At 46.8% G+C, this 19,413-nt stretch carries 14 protein-coding genes; all 14 read right to left on the reverse strand.

The genetic code is table 11. The features are described 5' to 3' along the window. Window positions 1-105: 105 nt before the first annotated feature. Window positions 106-1,572, reverse strand: a complete 1,467-nt coding sequence (locus ACSVDI_RS13715) for an ATP-binding cassette domain-containing protein (RefSeq protein WP_457943664.1) — start codon at window positions 1,570-1,572, stop codon at window positions 106-108. Further along, on the reverse strand, window positions 1,562-2,599 hold the full coding sequence (locus tag ACSVDI_RS13720) for a sensor histidine kinase (protein WP_457943665.1): 1,038 nt from the start codon (window positions 2,597-2,599) through the stop codon (window positions 1,562-1,564). The genes ACSVDI_RS13715 and ACSVDI_RS13720 overlap by 11 nt, the downstream gene beginning before the upstream one ends. Window positions 2,600-2,614: 15 nt before the next feature. After that, complete coding sequence (locus ACSVDI_RS13725) at window positions 2,615-4,231, reverse strand: response regulator transcription factor (RefSeq protein ID WP_457943667.1); 1,617 nt, start codon at window positions 4,229-4,231, stop codon at window positions 2,615-2,617. 43 nt (window positions 4,232-4,274) lie between these two features. Continuing rightward, window positions 4,275-4,922 (reverse strand): D-sedoheptulose-7-phosphate isomerase, encoded by a 648-nt coding sequence (locus ACSVDI_RS13730; protein ID WP_457943668.1) that lies wholly within the window; start codon window positions 4,920-4,922, stop codon window positions 4,275-4,277. Next, entirely contained in the window at window positions 4,891-5,904 is a 1,014-nt protein-coding gene (locus ACSVDI_RS13735; RefSeq protein ID WP_457943669.1) for an ROK family protein, read from the reverse strand. The genes ACSVDI_RS13730 and ACSVDI_RS13735 overlap by 32 nt, the downstream gene beginning before the upstream one ends. A 422-nt stretch (window positions 5,905-6,326) precedes the next feature. Next, entirely contained in the window at window positions 6,327-7,217 is an 891-nt protein-coding gene (locus ACSVDI_RS13740; protein WP_457943671.1) for an MYG1 family protein, read from the reverse strand. Window positions 7,218-7,317: 100 nt separating this feature from the next. Further along, a complete protein-coding gene (locus ACSVDI_RS13745; RefSeq protein WP_457943673.1) occupies window positions 7,318-8,739 on the reverse strand; it encodes an IS1182 family transposase in 1,422 nt (473 codons plus the stop codon). A 117-nt stretch (window positions 8,740-8,856) separates the two neighbouring features. Next, a complete protein-coding gene (locus ACSVDI_RS13750) occupies window positions 8,857-10,206 on the reverse strand; it encodes an ABC transporter substrate-binding protein (protein ID WP_457943675.1) in 1,350 nt (449 codons plus the stop codon). Window positions 10,207-10,243: 37 nt separating this feature from the next. Next, on the reverse strand, window positions 10,244-11,854 hold the full coding sequence (locus ACSVDI_RS13755) for a response regulator (protein ID WP_457943677.1): 1,611 nt from the start codon (window positions 11,852-11,854) through the stop codon (window positions 10,244-10,246). Continuing rightward, window positions 11,832-13,670: a sensor histidine kinase gene (locus ACSVDI_RS13760; RefSeq protein ID WP_457943679.1), complete on the reverse strand. Its 1,839-nt coding sequence runs from the start codon at window positions 13,668-13,670 to the stop codon at window positions 11,832-11,834. The genes ACSVDI_RS13755 and ACSVDI_RS13760 overlap by 23 nt, the downstream gene beginning before the upstream one ends. 141 nt (window positions 13,671-13,811) lie before the next feature. After that, the gene (locus tag ACSVDI_RS13765) at window positions 13,812-15,131 is read right to left on the reverse strand and encodes an ABC transporter substrate-binding protein (protein ID WP_457943681.1); all 1,320 of its coding nucleotides are present in this window, start codon (window positions 15,129-15,131) and stop codon (window positions 13,812-13,814) included. A gap of 83 nt (window positions 15,132-15,214) precedes the next feature. Beyond that, entirely contained in the window at window positions 15,215-16,045 is an 831-nt protein-coding gene (locus tag ACSVDI_RS13770) for a carbohydrate ABC transporter permease (protein WP_457943683.1), read from the reverse strand. 10 nt (window positions 16,046-16,055) lie between these two features. After that, entirely contained in the window at window positions 16,056-16,946 is an 891-nt protein-coding gene (locus tag ACSVDI_RS13775; protein WP_457943685.1) for a carbohydrate ABC transporter permease, read from the reverse strand. Between the two features lie 34 nt (window positions 16,947-16,980). After that, the gene (locus ACSVDI_RS13780) at window positions 16,981-19,146 is read right to left on the reverse strand and encodes an FAD-dependent oxidoreductase (protein ID WP_457943687.1); all 2,166 of its coding nucleotides are present in this window, start codon (window positions 19,144-19,146) and stop codon (window positions 16,981-16,983) included. Between the last annotated feature and the right edge of the window lie 267 nt (window positions 19,147-19,413).

Consider the following 19,413-nt stretch of genomic DNA (forward strand, 5'->3'; position numbering starts at 1 on the left):
ATAAGTATAGCATTGAAAATAAGTTTCCATAAGGGGGGCAGGTTTTGAATTATGGGGTATTTTTTCAGTTCTTATTTAGGGCCAATTATCCAGAAACATTTTAACTTACAAAATGATTCCCTGGTCGCTGAACAAGTGGAATTCCGAGCTGTCGTATTCGCTGTTGAACCGGCCTTTTCCAAGCAAGATCAGTTTGTCCGCAATCACAAGGGAATCCGCAATATTAACCGCCAATAAGATGACCGTAACCCCGCTTTTCTTCAGTTTATTGATCAGTTCAATCAGGTGCCGTCTCAGATACATATCTGCTCCGGCAAAAGGCTGCATACAAAAAACAATCTTCGGACGGCTGAGCTCAATCCGATAATAAATCAAATCATAAAGCGCCTGCGGTTTCAGATTCATAATATCCTTTTCAAAAATCTCCTGTCCGGCGTCACTTGCGTACTCGCGGATTACATGGTTCACAATTTTTTTATTCAAGTGCACAGCGTTCTGCTTTTTGTCTAGCAAGAAACACAGGTTCCCAATATAGTCCATATCCTGAAACAGCATCGACTGAATGGGGTCCTCGCCGATAAAAGCAACTCCATTTGCCAGAGCATGGCGTGCCTTACGGTGAGAATAAACGGTGTCTTCCAGTAGGATTGTTCCGCTGTCCTGCCGCAGTTCCCCATTCATCAGTTTTAAAATATCCGACAGTACGGTATTGTCCAGATCAAACAGCACCGTGCATTCACCTTTTGCAATCTGAAACGTCATATGGTTCAGATTTTCCGTACTGACATCCCGAAAAGACAGAACTGTCTCCTCACTCCGGCGGTTTACGATTTCCTTCCGGACACTGGCGAATTCGCCGATATAATAGGGAAGCAGATTATCATTCCTGAACTGGCTTTGGTCAAACACCCTCAGAATTTTGCCGTCCCGCATCAGGGATACTCTTGTACAGATTTTGAACGCCTCTTCATGGTGATTGCAGATATATAAAAATGAAAAACCCTTTTTGCAGTAAAAACGCAGCAGGCTATGAAATCTGGCAAGGTCGGCTGCACTGATGCAGTTGCTGATATCCCTGATTACGATCAGCTTTGCGCCGATTATCACGGCGCGCAGCAGCTCAGCCACACATTTTTCGTACGGGCTTAGGTTCGCCGCCAGTTCATTTCCGTCCATCTGAATTCCCGCTTCCGAAGTGAACCGCTGCAGCTGTTCATTCAGAACACGCGGGTTGATAAAAAACTTTTTAAATCCTCTGCGCAGCACAAACACATTGTCCGCAACACTCAGGTCTTCAATCAGCCTGCTTTTCTGCTCAATTACGGCAACTTTATTCATCGTCAGCGGGCTGTGCTGATAGTTATTTACAAGCGTCTCATTAAAATAAACGCGTCCGTAGTGAATCGGCAGATTCTGCCGGATCAGCTCGATCAGCGACTCCTTACCGTTAGCATTTACGCATACGAGGCCCATGATTTCACGCTGAAAAATATGAAGATTAAAATTATCCAGCTGAGTTACCTCATCCTGTATGGTGGTAACACGCTCCATCCTTAAAATCTCAGTTTTCATTTTTTTCCTTGCCGTCCTTTTTAATCAGCGGTAGTGTAATTTCTACATCCGTGCCTACGTTTGCCGTGCTGTACATACAGATTCCATACTCTTCCCCAAAAAGGAGCTTGATTCTGTTGTTGACGTTTACGGCGGCGATTCCGCTGTGAGCTTCGCTGTCCGGTTTGATGTATTCGAGCGTCATACGGTTCAGCTTGTCGTTAATTTCCCTGAGCCGCTCCTCCGTCATACCGACTCCGTTGTCGGATATAGTTATAATCAGTCTTGTTGCGGTTGTTTCGATTTTGATATGAACATTGCCGTTTCCGATTTTCCGCTCGATTCCGTGGTAAATCGAATTTTCCACAATCGGCTGAAGAGTTAACTTCGGCAGCTTATACGAAAGAATCTCCATTTCGTTTTCGGCGTCATATTCCACACTGAGGCTCAGCCGCTCTCCGAAACGGTACCGCTGGATAATGTAATAGTTATTGACGTTGGTAAGCTCGTCTTCCAGTGTCACCAGATTTTCCACATTGGAGATGGTATAGCGAAAGAATGTTGCCAATGCTTCCGCCATTTTTGCCACATTCTCCAGACCGGCGTTCAGCGTTTCCCCACGGATGCCCTCGAGTGTATTGTACAGAAAATGCGGATTGATCTGGTTTTGCAGGGCAAGGTACTGCGCCTGCTTTTTGGTTGCATTAAAAAGCTCGTCCGTATTCATGATCTCCTGAAACTTTTTCGTGACCTCTTCAATTTCCGGGCTCAGAAACACGCTCTGGTTAAAAAGTCCGTTGATTGTGTAGCCTGTGACAAAAAGCTGCAGTACCTTAGCGCTTTCGTGATACGGCTTATAGATCAACCGGTAGAACGCATAAATGATAACGCCGAGAACCGCGTACCCGGTCAATACCGCAAATATATACCGTGGGTCCTGTACCGCCACAAACGTAAGAACAATCAGCAGAATCAGGATCACAGCAAATAGGAAAAAGAACAGCCGAGTGACACGGTCAGAAAGATACACCGTTTTTTTGCTTTTCATTCGACCATCTCCCAGTTAAGAGTATAACTTTCGGTATTCATTGGGCTTCAGGCCGACGATCTTTTTAAAGTTCTTCGTAAAGTTTTTTAGGTCGTTATACCCTACCTTTTCGCAGACGGAAGCCACACTCAGATTTGTTTCACGGAGCAGTTCTTTGGCGCTGTTCATTCGAACCTCCGAAAGATAATCGACGAAATTGCTCCCGCTCTCCTTCTTGAAAAGCGTACTGAAGTAGGTCGGGTTAAACCCGACGATGCCGCTGACTTCCTCCAGACTGATCGGCTTGCTGTAATTCTGCTGTATGTACTGCTTGGCAAGCCGGATTGGCTTGGTGTCTTCCTGCTTTTTATCTTCAATGATCACTTCAAGGGACTCGCCAACCATGAGGGATAAATATTGAAAAAGCTGGTGAATAGAACCGCAGCGGTCTGCGTGGACACAAAACTTTTCATAAAACTCATCCGCGTAATGTACCTGAATTTGATTATTGCGAAGGTGGGTCAGGTACATTTCGCACACATGATGCGCGACCGAGATGATTTCCTGACCGCTCAGTACATTCTCCGCGATGATCTGCTGTTTTAGGCTGTCAATGCGGCTCAGTACGGCATCCCTGTCAAGTACCTCAAGGGCAGCCCCCATCGTTCGGTTCATCTCGGCGAGCATGGCTCCCTCCTGCTGCGGATGAAGCTGCACGGCATACTCTTCGATGAACCTACCCGTTCCAAGCAGAAGCCTCTGGTTAACCGCATACCTTGCGGAACGGAACGATTCCTTCAAAAGGCTGACGTCTTCCACCGTCATTCCGGCTCCTATCGTAAATTCGTGCTGTTCAAACGCAGCTTTCTGCACCATGAATTCGTCAAAAACCGTTTTGACCTGTTTCCGTATGGATTTCTTATGGTTTGCATCGTAGTTGAAGATGCAGTATGTCGTACTGTCGTCGCAATAAAGCTCCATGTCAAAGCACTGCTCTTTGATCAGCCGGTTAATAATACCGTTGATTTTATCCTCTAAAATCGGGATGGTATTGTTATACTGATCTTCAAACCCGCAATCGATTTTCACCGCGCAAACTTGGAAGAGCCCGGGTTGAAAAGCAAAATGGTAATTTTCATTTATCGATTCTAAAGTCAGGTCTTCGGTCGTCATGCCCTTTTTCAGCAGACGCTCTGTAAATAAATTTGAACGCATTTTAACAGCGTAGCTTTTCAGACGGTTTTTTAAGCGTTCCTCGTTGCTGAGCTGTTCCGTTCGCTGCAGATACCGCTCGCGCATTTTATTCAGAGCGATTAAAAAATCTTCTTTTTTAATTGGCTTTAATAAGTAATCCGACACGCCGTATTTAATTGCGTTTTGAGCATATTCAAAATGACTGTAGCCGCTGATGATAATAAAATCCAAATCTTCTTTTATCAACTTAGCCCGCTGAATCATCTCCAAGCCGTCATAGCCCGGCATACGGATATCCGTAATCATCAGGTCGGGAGAGAGAATTTTTATCATGTCCAGCGCCTCTACTCCGTTATGCGCGACACCGACAATCTCCATATCAAGCGACTTCCAATCTATTAAGCCGCGAATTAACTGACATACGTTTTCTTCGTCGTCTGCAATAATAACCTTTATCATATCTTCCTCCTTACCGCCGTTGAAGTATTCTGACGCAGCGGAATTAACACGAAAACAACTCCGACTCTATTACTGCGCAAATCAGGTGATACAGAGCCAGATGATATTCCTGAATGCGGTAGGTCTCATTGTGAGGAGCAATCAAGCAGTAATCCGCAAGCTTACCGATTTTTCCACCGTCACGGCCGGTCAGGGCGATGGACAGTGCCCCCGCCGCTTTCGCAGCCATCAGCGCGGCCGCAACATTTCCCGCGTTTCCGGAAGTACTGATGCCGATTACCGCGTCGCCCTGCTTTGCGTAGCCCATTACCTGCTGGGCATAGACAAGTTCGGAGTCGACGTCGTTGCTGAAAGCGGACATCAAAGCGGCATGCGCGTTCAGTGAAATGGCCGGCAGGCCGCACTGCAGCTTTTCCGCCAGGGCCGTTCCTTCCGAACCGTACAGTTGCTGAAATTTATCTCTGGCATCCTGCGGCAGAGGCCTTTTCAGAAGGAAGCCCTTCATCAGCTCCCCGACAATATGATCGCCGTCCGCGCAGCTGCCGCCGTTTCCGCAAATTAGCACCTTTCCGCCGCTTTGATACACGCGCAAAAGGGTTTCGCATACTGTATGAACGTTCTGTTCCATCGGCCGCATATCCTGATGCAGTTTAAAAAAGTCATTCCAGTGCTGAAGTGTTCTCTCTTTCATTTTGATGCTCCAATCCAATGTTATACCCGGCTACCATCAGGCCGGCAAAGTCCCCGACCGATTCCGTCAATTCGCTCGGCAGTATTTTGCAGGATTTCTGAACCGCCGGAAGGGTCTCCCTCTCGATCACCTGCTCCGCGTAAGGCCAGATTTCATTATAGTTCCGCACGAAAATACTTCCGATTACAATGCGCTCCGGATTTAAAAGATCCATTAAAACGGACAGGCCCTTTCCAAGCTGATACCCGACAATCCGCAGAATTCTGCACGCCAGCTCATCGCCGTTTTTTGCCGCAATGCCGACCTGTGCCGCAGTCAAATTCTCCAGTTCCTCTGTAGTTTTGCAAAATGCAACCGTATGCCCCATTTGCAGTTCTTCGCTGACCATTGAGCGCGCAAGCTGCGCAATTCCTCCGCCGCTGCAAAAGCCTTCGAACGAACCCATCTTGCCATAGCCGGTCGGCCCGAAATCAGACAAACGGATATGACCAAGCTCCCCGGCCATGTCGCAGGCTCCGCTATACAGGCGGTTATTCAGAATCATACCGGCGCCAAGCCCCGTGCCGAACGTCATAAAAATCATACTGGAGCAGCCCTTCCCCGCCCCCAGTTTCCACTCCGCTAGGGCACAGGCGTTGGCATCGTTGCATAAAAAGGCCGGCAGCCCCGTCTGTTCCGTAAAGTAATCTGTGACGGCGATCTTATCCCAGCCCGGAAGATTCGGAGGAGAAAGAATCAGACCCTGCCTGCTGTCAAGCGGCCCTCCGCAGCTGATTCCGATTCCCAGTACCTTACTTCCCTCATCCGTGGTTTTCAGGCACGACAAAATATCCTGAGTAAGCACTTCCAGCATTGCCTGCGGTGTATATTCCTTTGTTTTCCTGATTTCGCATTTATGTAGAATTGCTGCGCGATCCTCGTAAACTTCTCCCAGGCAAACCGCGCATTTGGTTCCCCCAATATCAACCCCGATGAGCAGCATAAATAATATCTCCGTTTCAAAAAGCGATAAGTTATATGGTAATTTATTCCGTAATCAATTTCTACTATAATAAAATAAATTGAATAATTCAAGAGAAAAACATATTATCGCAAATATTAAAGCAAATTTTGGCTAAATTCTACAATATTGTATCATGTGCAGTGCTGAATGGGTGTTGCAAAGAAAAGCGGCAGAAACTCAATGAGTTCCTGCCGCCTCAAGCTAACAGTTCATTATTTCATGAGTAATAACGTAGTTCAACTTAACCATCCCCCAATCAGATTATTGGCAATAGACAGTCTCATTTTCCCACATTGCTCAATTTCCTTAAAGCCTGTGCTTGAACCTGGATACAATCTAATGTATCCGTTCATTATTATAAACACACAGCCTGCTGATATTCGAAACGTCGGCAGGGAATGTTATCCTGTTACTTCTGTTTCTTTTTTCGGTTCGGTGTTCTTCTGCTGTTCCCGTGCAATTTCACAGGCTTTTATCGTGTCCTCCAGCGTATCCGCAGAAATAATAAAGCGCCCTTTATGGCAGAAAGTCAGCGTTTCAACGCCTGAAATTTTTGGCAGGTCTTCCGCCGGCTTTCCCGCCCACTCCTCCGGAAAATTGCATTTTACGTCTTTCGTGTCAAAGTCAATCGGAATGACCTGCGCGTTATAACCGCCGCGCTGAGACGGGTATATCACGAATTCCGCGTCGGACGGAACAAGTACCATTTTCCATGGGGCGAATCTGGGCAGAATAACAATATTGTCCCTGGAATTGGCAAGAGCCGCTTCCACAAGTTTTTTAGCTCTTTGCACACTGATAATGCTTTCCATTTTTTTGCCGAGAATCACCCGGGCAAATTCAACTGCTTCGCCAAAGCACTGATCGGCGGATTCGTCAGAATCCCAGCTTGGGTTGAACGAGCCGATTGCGCCGGCCAGCTGATTTCCCCCGCCCAGATTATCATCGCTGTCCAATGGCTGAATAAAAACCTCGTCGAAGCGTTCCGCTTCCGACTTCGCTTCCTCCTGTGTACAGCCTTCCCGATGCAGCAGTTCTTCTCCGTATTCACGCCAAAGCAGTACGAAGGCTGCGTAGGGAATGCCGTTTTCGCGAACCTCGGCGTCCTCCTGATGGTGGTCGAACCTGCCCCGACCGATGTCAAACACAATTCCGGTGAAGTCCTCCGGAACCTCATATTCCCGTAAAATTTCAATATCCGGGCGAATTACTTTCAAAAGCGCCGCCGAGAAAACGTCGTCGGCATGGAACTTGCCCCCGTGCGTCAGGGCGGTATCTGGTAGCTCTGTCATCTATTTCATTTCTTTCCTGTTTATTTCTGTATTGTTGTCGGAAAAATTGGCATCCTCATTTTGAGGATGCCACAGATTGTCGAAGAACCCATCCAAGGCGTTAAGCGAAGGATGGGTTCTTTTGATAATATGCAGGATAAGAAAATAAGTGATGTAAAATGATTACATATCCGGACGGATGACCATCTCTCCATTTCCACATTGCCAGCTTTTTGAGATTCATGGCAGCAAACTTAAGCTTAACCCAATTCGTCACTTGAGTTAAGCCCCGGTAGAGCGTGTAACGCATCCCATATTTTACTTTTGCGTCGGCGAAGACACGCTCAATTGTTTCTTTTCGCTTTTGGTAAAGCTTTTTGTATTTCGGTGTGTGTCGGATATCTTCCGCAAGTTCTACATAATCCTGCCACACATGCCGCGTTACGGTTTTCGTACAGCTTTTACTTTCGGTGCAGCGAGGACGGAATGGACATTTTTCGCAGATGTAACTCCGGCTTTTGTATTCCCGGTATCCCTCACGGTTGGTTGTTGCATAATGCAGAACCTGATATTCAGGGCAGATCACACAGTCATAATATTCGTCGTATACATACTTCCACCATTCCAGATTTCCCGCTTTGGTCATTGGCCGCTTGTATGCTGTGGAAAGTACTCGCCCGTCGTCAAACACCCGTTTGCAGATATGCGGCGTTTTGTATGCGGCGTCCGCCACCACTGTTTCAATTTCAGGAAACCGTTCCGTCACTTTGTCATAGACCGCATCAAACGCCACGCTGTCGTGTACGTTTCCCGGAGTCACCTCAACGCCAAGGATAAAATTATGTTTGTCGCAGGCAGTATGCGCTTCGTAGGCAAAGCACTTCTTGTGTTCGCCCTTTTGAAACAGCCCGCTTTCCGGGTCTGTTTTGGACTCCGTGATTTCTTTTTCCTTCGGCGGTTTCGGCGTACTGTCGAATGGCTTCTTCCCATGATCTTTCCGATCAGCGTTAACCTCTTCCATTAATTCTGAGGCATACCGCTTTGCAGCCTGAGGGACTGCCTTTTTGATCTTCTTATTGATGTTGGCGTTTGCTTTGATATGTGTTCCATCTACAAATACTGCTTCCGGCTCCAAATATCCGGCGCAGTTTGCCTCCTGCAAAATCCACGAAAATACCTGTTCCACGGTTTCCTCTGTGAACCGGTGCTTAAAATTGTAACTCACAGTGGAGAAATGCGGCAATTCCTCGTTCAGTGTATATCCTAGAAACCACCGGTAAGCGATATTCATATTGATTTCCTGCATTGTCCGGCGTAAAGAGGGAATTCCGTACAGATGCTGGATCAGAACAATCTTAAACAGGACAACCGGGTCCACACTGGGACGGCCGTTGCACTCACAATACAATGCTTCTACAAAGTCATAAATATGGTTAAAATCTACTGCTCCGTCAATCTTTCGCAGCAGATGATCCTGTGGCACCAATAGATCTGTATTCACAAATTCAACTGCATCTCTGCGCAGTTTTTCTCGTTCCAACATCTTTCATCACCTGCTTCTATTTTACCATTTTACAACCAAAAAGCCCAGCTTTCGCTGAACTTTTTCGACAGGCTGAAGCCCCTGTTTTTCAACAGGGGCTGGAAATTTTTATACTGATTACTCCGTCCGCAAAATCTGGTCGCCGCGTGATTTGGCATCCGCAAGGCCCTGCTTCACGCTCTTCTGCCCGGTATAAATCTGTTCGAATTCATCCGCGAGAATTTCATTAATCTCAGACAGATTCGTATTGATGGAAGGAATGGCATAATTGCTTTTCGGCAGGATCAGAACATTTTTTGCCGTTTCAGCGTCAATCAGATTTTCACCGCCCTTTAAGAGCAGGTTCGTTACAGTCTGTGTATCAAATCCTTTATAGGCGGGAATACGCCCGCCCTCCACCATATAGATCATACCTTTTGTCGCATACCATTTCAGGAATTCCCACGTTTCGCTCGGATACCGTGTATTCGGGCTGATTGAAAGGAAATCGCCCAACCCGCCCTGCGTATAGTTTTTCGAATTTTTATTTTCCACAGGATAAGGCACAAACGCGGTTGTAAACGTATGCGGATAGGTCTTCTGATCCTTCACACTGCGAATGATCCACGGCCCGATGGTCATAGCGCATTTTCCTGTTAAAAACATGGATTCCTGCGTCAGCTTTTGGGTTACGCTTTCAATATGAGTCGGTGCGGAGTGATCCACATTCATCATATCATTTACCAGGCTTACCATATCATAAACAACAGGACTGTCAAAATTGGTGGACTTTCCCCCGTTCTTATAAAGAGCGTCTCCGCCAAGGGAACGTGGCAGAATATAGGTAATCGGATACGTGATATCCTGCTGGGTACAAAAAAACATTCCGTAAGTCCTGTCTTTTCCGGTTCCTTTAGAAAGTTTTTTTGCGATTTCACGAAACTCCTGATACGTCCATTCCTTTGGAATGGGAATACCCGCCTCGTCAAATTTGTCCTTATTAATTGTAATCCCGTATTGATCGAGTTTAGTCGGTATACTGTATGGTTTGCCGTTGACGTAATAGGAGTTTACACTGCCGCCGAAATAGCCTCGCATATCAACATGGTCACGGTTGATAAACGGCGTCAGATCAAGCGCCATATTGCTCATAGAACGTTTTTCCAGCAAACTGGTTGTATAAGTGAAATAGGCGTCAATGTTGTCACCGGAAAGCAGGATGGTCTCCATTCTTTGATTTCCGGCCTGATTATTCACAAAATAATTATACTCTACGGATATTCCTTTATCTTTGTACTCTTTGTTAAATTCATCAGCCATGCGGGACGGCCCGGCATCCGGAGGAACGCCGCCCCAGATACGGAGCGTCTTCATCTCGGACGGATTGGAGCTTTTATCGCCTTTTTCGGACAGGCTGTACGAGCACCCTGACGCCGCCAGCAAAGCGACAGCTAGCAGCAGAGACAGCAATCTTTTAGACCACTTCACGAAATTATCTTCCTTTCAACCGGCTCCTCCCCAGACCTTACTGCCTGGACCGGATATCATTCGGGCTTTTCCCTGTGATCTTTTTAAACAGGATACTGAAATAATTCGGGCTGTCGATTCCCACCATCGCGGAGATTTCGTAAACTCTGTAATCTGTCGTGGCCAAAAGCTCCTTGGCTTTATTGATTCTCGTTTCGTTTACATAGTCAATAAAGCTTTTTCCTGTTTCTTTTTTAAACAAGTGAGAAAAATAGCTGGCATTCATGTTCAAAAATTCCGAAACCGTGGCTACTGTGAGATGTTCGGACAAATTGTTTCGGACAAAATCCTTTGCCATCAGGATGTCCTTTCTTGCGGACTGCTTTTTCGAAGGGCCAAGACTCTCCGCAAAGCGGCTTGCCGCCGCAAGGAAACCCGAACGGATCAACGTGGAAGTGTCGCCCTTTAGGATAATATCATAAAGGGATACCCCCTGTTCGTCGGTCAGCGCGTCGATGTTGACCCCGTAATTCCGTGCATTATCACTCAGGCTGTGGTACATTTCAAAATAAGACTTCCGAACTTCGCTTTCCTCAACGTTGTCCAGTGCGCTGACTGCATCAAAGAAACGGTTGAAATACTGAATCAGCTGCTCCCCGCTGGCGTCAATTTTCTTTTCCATATCCCGGTCAATACCGTCCGGGGATATTTTCAGCACCTTTTTCGTATTATTGCCTTTCCTCGGAAGGTTCAGATAACCACAGCCTTTATAAAGCCGGTTTTTAACGCCTTCCATAGCCTCCGAGTAAGCAGCGGAAATGTCCGTGAGATCAGAATAAGAGTGGCTCAGCGCAGCGGAGACCGATATTGCGAGATACCGCTTCATGTATTCCTGTATTTTAGAAAACACGTCGCGTACCTCGGCAGCCATGTCCGCATCGCTCCGGTTCTTCTGCAGTAAGGCAATCAGGTTTCCCTCCGCGTAGTCGTACACGTCGCAGAGAAAGGACTTTGCCAGAACCTCTTCCACAATGTTCGCCATGGAGTACTTGAGAAGCTGCTCTCCCTGAATTTCGCCCTCCAGTACCTTCACAGCAAAATCATCAATGCTGATGTAGAGCATGACAAAGCTTTCGGAGAAGTTGACGTTCAGCTCCAGCTCCTGAATCTGCTTTTCAATCTCTTTTCTGCTGATATAACTTTTATCTATGATGGTATGGAGAAGCCTTGATTTGATTGCCGGAATGTTCCTCACACTGACTGGCTGGTCTGCTGCAAACGGCCTTGCAGCGCTGTCAATTTCCTTACTTGCTTCAGAAAGAGTGGAAAGAATGCTGTCAGCTGTTACCTTTAGTTTAAATACATAATCCGTCGCTCCTAGCTTCATCGCCCTTTTCACATTGTCCATATCGTTGTAGCTGCTCAGCACAATGAATTTGATTTCGGGAAATCGCCTGCCGCATTCCTCAATCAGCTCGAACCCGTCAACCGGAGCCATGACAAGGTCAGTCATAACAATATCCGGCCTGTACTTTTCTATCAGCTCCAGTGCTTCCTTTCCGTTAGAAGCCTCCGCGACCATCTGATAGCCGTGCTCATCCCACTCAACAATGGATTTGATTCCTACGCGAACCAGCAATTCATCGTCAACAATCATGATCTTTTTCATTGCAGTCTTCAATCCCCCCGTGAAGCCGATACGGCAGAGTATAACAAACGACCGTCCTGTCGCCGCGTACCTGCACGTCCAGCCCGTACTCTTCCCCATACGTAATGCGAATAATTTCATCTACGTTTGCCATACCGATACCGGTAACCTTTTTTTCGTCCCGATGCTTTGTTCCCTTATTCTCTTGAAATTCGCGGATTGCATCCTCCGAAATCGGCTTCCCGTTGTCCTCCACGTACAGGTGCAGAACGTCTTCCTCCTGGTTGCCGTGTATCTCGATGACGGCCTGCCCGCTGAAATCCCGGAACCCATGTATAATACAGTTTTCAACAATAGGCTGCAGTGAAAATTTAATGACCTCGCACCGATAAAGTTCCTCCGGTATATCGATTTCCGTACGGTAATGCTCCCCGTAACGCATATTCTGAATCGAAATATAGCTGTCGATATTCTTCAGTTCCTGTCCGAGCGACACAAATTCGCTTCCTTTGTTCATGCTGTACTCAAGCATGCCGGTCAGTGCGTCGATGCTGCCAACAATATTATCCTGCTTTTTAATTATCGCCATCCACCGTATGCTGTTTAGCGTATTAAATAAAAAATGAGGATTGATTTGTGCACGAAGAGAGTCAAACCGGTACCGTTCCTTAACCGCATACTCGTCTTTTAACTTTTCGAACAGGTCCCGGATGTTTTGATCCATTTTGGAAAACGCGCCGTAAAGCTGACCGATTTCATCGTTATACCGGTAGCCGTAAACAAGAGTATCGCCGACCTGATACCCCGAAAGCCGCCTGGAAATGTCACGGATTGGCTTTACAATCGCGCGGGAAATGAAGAATACCACGATCACCATAACTGCCATAAAGAGAATGAAGAACAGCATGGTCTGCATCATGTATTCCTGCGTCTTTTCCGCAACGCTCTGATAATCGGTCATTGCAACGACCGTCAGCTCGTTATTTTTATAGTTCCACGGCTTGGAAAGCGTGTAATAACTGATAATGTACTTATTCGAATGAACGGTGTCCGTAATACTGCCGTTCTTCCCCGTCAGTTTCTGCAGCACACGCTTCATATCCGGGTCCGCGGTCGAGATTGGCTTTGCAGAAAACACCTGATCAAAACCCCTGGAATAAATAAAAATATTATCGTTGGCCCCGTACCGGTACTTTTCCAGCAGATCCATAATAACCTGATCCTTCATACTGATAATCAGGGAACCCGTTGTAATCTGGGAGTTTGACTTCGGGCTGAACGACCGCGTCAGGGAAATATAGCGAATATTTTTGTTCTTCTCCTCCTGTATCTGAGAATTTTCAAACATATTCCAGGTTAAGTATCCTTTTGCGTTGATGCTTTCCTTCACCCAATCCTCATTCAGCATAAAAGAATAATCGTGGTAATTGACGCCCCAGTTTGTGTACAGGTTTTTCTTTGAATCAAAAAAGGATATCCTCAGCTCGTCCAGATTAAAAACGTTACTGCTCATCATCCGGTTCACACTAGAATCAAAATACTTGCATTTTTCGTAGTAACTCCTATCACCGGACATTACCTTTTCAAATTCCGTATCTGAAATGAAAAGATTGGATACGTTAATCAGATTTTCAAGCTTACCATAAATTTCTTCTTCGCTTTTTGCAATATTCTGAACCGTCTTTGTGCTGATTTCCTGGTCTAGATAGGATGTAAAGCTGTTGTTAATGTAAACAAACATGCAGTAAACAGGCAAAATGAGCAAAAGGGTAATCATTAAAAATACTCTTACCGCAAATGGGAACGGTTTTTTCTGTTTCTGGTTTTCTTTTTTCACTGTTTTACCCTCCGCCGAAAAGACTGTTACTATTTTACCATATCCGATTAGAACCTATAAAATATTTAAGAAATAAATTCCTATAACAGGAAATATCCCATGCGGAAAACCGCACAGGATACCCCTTTCTGCTATTTAGGTTTAGGATAAGGAACCGGACAGACGGGTGTCTGCCGACTTCAAAGCATCCGGGATTTTCTTCTCACCAAGGAGAATTCCCTGAAGCTCTTCAACAAGAATATTGTTGAGTTCGCCGCTGTTGCTCATCTTTGCAAATTCAAGCGTTTTGCCGGACTGGGTCAGCTGCACCCAGGTGTTTGCCCACAGGTCACCCTTTACGGCATCGCTTGCAAGTGCGCTTTTCAGAACCGGAAGCATACCGTTGCTGTTGAAATATTTCAGGGACTGTTCCTGACTTACAATGTGCTTAATAAAGTCGGCGGCCTGCTCCTGATGCTGAGACTTTTTAAAGACTACAAGCAGGTGGCCCCACATGGATGACTGCGGTGTATCGCCGTCTTTCAGTACGGGTCTGGCCATTGGCTTGATCTTATTGTTCAGGTCAGCTTTGCTGATTCCGTTGGAGATTGCGACACCCTTTGCGGAAATCGCGTCGTCATAGAATGCGATCTTGCCTTGTGCGAACAGCTGGCGTGCATCGGCGCGGGTGATGTTCATCTGAATATAGCCCTTGTCAAGCAGGGATTTGTACCACTCCGCTACCTTTTGACCTGCGTCGCTGCTGAGTGTGGGCTGGCCGTCCTTCAGCACGCTTCCGCCAAATGTCCACAGCCAGGGCTGGAAGTCGGTTGCCATGGTGGCATCTTTGGTAGCAAGGCCATAAGGAATGATATTCTTATCTTTTTCTTTCAGTTTCTTCATGCAGTCTTCAAACTGTGTGATTGTCTTCGGCGGTTCGCTGTAGCCGACAGACTTCAAAAGGGTCGGATTGTAAACCATGTTAATGGATGCGATCGACCACGGCATGGCAAGCTGTTTTCCGTCAACCTGACCAACCTTCAGCGCGGCTTCGTTATAGTTCTGCTCCAGATAATCTTTACCCATAAGGTCGTTCATGTCTGCGAGCACACCCATTTCGGACAGTGCGCCGAACATACCGATATCTACCTGTGCAACATCGAGTGCTTCGGAGCCCTGATTACGGATAATCAGCTGCTGCTGCGTATTTGCCCAAGGCCAGCCTACCCAGGTGACCTGAGAGCCTCCCTTTGCATTGTAGGAAGAAATCATTTCATTGATAATATCTTTTGTGCTCTTTTCTTCACCGGACCAGCCAGCCCAAACCAGGTTAGCCGATTCAAGCGCCTTGCTGGAAGCCGGCGCGGAGGAGGCAGCAGCTGCGCTGCCGGTGCTGCTCGCGGTGCCGGTGGAACCGCAGCCGCTGGCCGCAAGCGCGATGCTGCATGCCATGCAGAGTGCCAGAATTCTTTTTGCTTTCATAAAATACCTTACCTTTCTTTCCCATAAAATTCGCAGTGTTATACTGCATTTATCCATATTCCTTGCTCGAAATCAAACAGCCGTCAGCCCTTTACGGCTCCTGAAGTCAGGCCGCTGATGAAATATTTCTGCAGGAATATAAAGATCAGAGTAACCGGGATTGATACAAAAATAGATGCTGCCATCATCTGAGACCAGTTGTTTGTGAATTCGCCCATGTACTTCATAACCAGTCCCGGCGCAAGCGTTCTTCTCGAAGCGTCGGTAACAAGGGTCAGGGAATACAGCAGGTCGTTCCAGCTCCATACGAAACCGTAAATCGCGGTCGAAATGGCACCCGGAATCGCAAGCGGAAAAATAATCTGGAAGGTGATGCGAATCCAGCCTGCCCCGTCGATTTTTGCGGATTCAATAAGCGCGTCGGGCAGTTGGTCGAAATAGGCTTTCAGCGACCATGTGCCGACCGGCAGGATAAACGCTATGTAGGAAAGAATCAGCGCAAAATAGCTGCCGTCCATTTTCATCTGCTGCATCATGATGTAAAGGGTAAGCAGCAGAATCGCCTGCGGGAAGGCCTGCGCCATCATAATGATGGACATTGAAATGTTTTTGCCCTTGTAGCGGAACTTGGAAAAGCTGAACCCCGCGAACATGGAAACCAGTGTTCCCGCAAAGCTGCTGACAAACGAAACAAACAAGCTGTTCCCCAAGTTTGTCAGGATGTCCTTATCAAACAGAACGCTCTGGAAATTCTTCAGCGTTGGGGTTGCAAAGAACAAAGATAGCTTAAAAGTTTCGGTTGAGGGCTTTAAGGCGGTGTTAAACATCCAAAGAAGCGGGAAGATAACAAATATTCCAATCGTTATGCTAGAGAACGCAATGACAAATTTATAACCTCGTGTTTTTTGAAACATGATGTCCTCCTTAATTCTTCGATGTGCTGCGTGAGTAGAAAAAGCTGAAAACTGCCAGCAAAACCGCCCAGATGGTGCCGATTGTCGCGGCCATGCCGACCTTGTAGCCGACGAAAGCTTTGTTGTAAACCAGGATAGAGAACAGTGTGGTTGCGCCCGCCGGGCCGCCGGAGGTCATAACCTGAGGAATGTCGAAATGCTGCAGGTTTCCGATGATGCCAAGCACCAGGACGATGGTAATCATGGATTTCATACCGGGAATCACGACATGGCGCAGAACCTTTAGGTTGTTGGCTCCGTCGATTCTGGCAGCCTCAATCTGGTCAAACGGAACGCCCTGCAGTCCTCCGGTCAGAAACGCCATATACCATGGAAGCATCTGCCAGGTTCTGGCAACGATCACAACGACCATTGCCGTTGAGCTTTCGCCCAGCCAGTTGACATTCTGAGTGATAATACCAAGTGAGCGAAGCAGTTCGTTCATAATACCGTGGTTGTAATCGAAAATGAACGACCATAAGAAGCTGATTGAAGCTCCGGGAACAATCCAGTTAATCAGCGTAATGCCGCGCAGCACGCCCGCACCCCTGAATTTGTTGTTCAGTATAACCGCCCAGATAAAGCCGAGCACGAACGGACAAAGAGTGGAGAAAAAAACAAAGATGCCCGTGTTGCCAAGGGTTTTCAAAAAGGTGGGGTCAGCAAACACCTTCGCGTAGTTATTTAGGCCAACCATTTTAAAGCTGGGGCTCATAAGCGTCTTGTTCGTGAAGCTCATAAAGATGGAGTTCAGGAACGGATAAAGGATGACGGCAATAAATATTGCCAATGCAGGCGCCGCCAGAATAAAGCCTACCGCTCCGTCGGACAGACGAATCCCGCGGTGTTTTCGTTTTGTCATTCTGCTGTTCTTTCCTTTCGTATCAAGTGATATGTTAATAGATTCTGACTTCAAACACTTCAGCATAGGGAGAGCCGTACGTCCTGTCAAAACAAATCCGAATCTTTTCGGACTTTTGAACCGGCATATTTACAATACAGAGTCTTTCCGTATTGGCATTTACCGCGGCGACTTTTTGCCACTGACCGTCTTGATAAATGTCCACATGGAATGCTTTCACCAGCGAAGCGGTTGGATTTTTGCCACGTACAAATCCGTGGTGGTCATTCGAAACCTTGGAAATGGAACTCGGTATTTCGCTGGACAAATCCGGGTTAAACGTCATGCGGATCTGTGAAAATTCTTTCGGCTGCTCCCACGTGAACTCAAGCCATTGCGGCTTCTCCAAGCTGCCTGAACTCCAGAGGTTCGTGCCGTACTCAATACGGTTATAACCGTTCACCACGTTTTCACACCCGTAATCCATACAGTCAACCGCCGAAACACAGGGACTTTCAAAGGATGAGCGTTCTTTACGCCCGAGTAATAATCCCGTCAGACCGTCGGAAGTGGTTTTTATCTTAACGTCCGAATTATCCTGAAATACAATTTTTACATAAATCGGGTTTGCCGCGGCTGACAAATCGAGTTCAATGGTTTCCTGTCCTTTACGAACCGGCACAGTGTAAGTACCGACTAAGGAACCGTGAATCAGTCTGGAAGGAAGGCGGGACTCATAAACGGCGTATTCCAGTTCCGTATCCTTTTCACACTCGACCGCAACCGTAAGTCGGGCATTTTCTTTCGTAACCGGACAGACAAGGAAGGTGCCACCGGAAATATCAGCGAGCCCATCGCCCCGTAAACTTTCCGGGGTTCTGACTTCGGAGCAGGTTACGGCTGCCGAGCGTGCCAGATCTGATTCATCGGTGTTTTTCAAGTCCCAGACGGTCATATCACTTTTCAGCAGCTTCTGCTGAAGTTCTGTGATATATTTCTGATTTGCTTCGTGCGGAGTGCAGTTTTGAAGTGCACAGAAGGCTGCGATTGTACCGGACGCCTGACCGACCAGCCCGCAGGTATCCATAATCCGCGTCGAGGAAAATGCCGCGTGACTGACACTGATATTCCGGCCGGCGAACAGCAAATTATCCATTTTTGAAGTGTAAAGGCTTCGCATCGGAATGTTATACGCGTGTACCGGAACCTGAAGGCAAAAACTTTCTTCCGAATAAATTCCGTCGCTCGGATGAAAGTCCATATACCATCCACCGTAACACACAGCGTCAGGAAAAGACCTGCCCTGTTCCACATCGTTCTGCGTCAGCGTATATTCCCCGACAAAACGCCGGGATTCCCGTTTTCCGGGCATCTGGCCGATCCACTCGAGCGTGAGTGTATCCGCATTGAATTTACCGGAATTCTTTATGTAATTCCAAATACCCATGACGAGCTTTTTCAGTTCAATTCCGATTTCCTGATTTTCCAAAATTGTGTCGTGCGTACCGCCAAATTCCACCCACCAGTAATCGCAGCCGTTCATCTTTTCATTTACCACACGGCCGCCTTTGTTAAGCAGCGCTTCGATATAAGGAATGTCATAAGCATAATCGGGCTTTTCAAAGCGAATCGGCTTTCCTTCATCTTTATACTGGAACATGATGGAACTGCCAAGAACGTTGCTGTCTTTCACTTTTGGGGTCAGGCTTTCCCCGTATTCTGCCTTGTCTTCACGCCCGAAACGGTAGTTTACTCCGGCAAGGAATCCCACTGTACCGTCTCCGGTTGCGTCGATAAACATGGAGCTTTCAAAGCGAATCGTTCTTCCGGAACCAAGCTGATAGCCAACCACCGAACCGATTTTTCCGGAATCCTGCATGGAAACATCCGTTATATTGGTATTGAGGAAAAGCTGTATGTTCTTCTCCAAATAAACTTTATCAAACAGGGCTTCGTCCCATAAAACCGGATTAAAATCCGGATTGATTTTAAAATTGTGCAGCTTAAGTTCGCCGAGAATGCCCATTTCCTCTGCGAAAATGGTGCCGCCGCCTACGGAGCCTCTTGTCCAAACCCTGATCTCGCTGCTGGAGTTGCCGCCCAGAACCGGCCTGTTTTGAATCAGCGCAGTCTTCGCACCCGCTCTCGCGGAAGCAATTGCCGCACATACGCCGGAAACCCCGCCACCGGCGACCACCACGTCAAATCTGTACGTTTCCATTCTCTCTTCCCCCTCTGCATCCCGATACGGTTAGAATCGAAATATCGACTGCTTTTCGTACCTTACGACTTGATTATATCGATTTGAGGAATAGATTCAATGGAATGTAAAAATCACAAAGAATGTTCAAAAGAATTTGTATAAATCTTTAATTCCAGTACATCTTCTGTCTTCTTGTATTAATATTTTTAGATTATCAAGCGGCATTTAAGGATTTTTAGATTTGATATCACTATTTTTATAAAAATTATTAAGTATTTTGTATAC

This window comes from Caproiciproducens sp. LBM24188 (assembly GCF_054130445.1).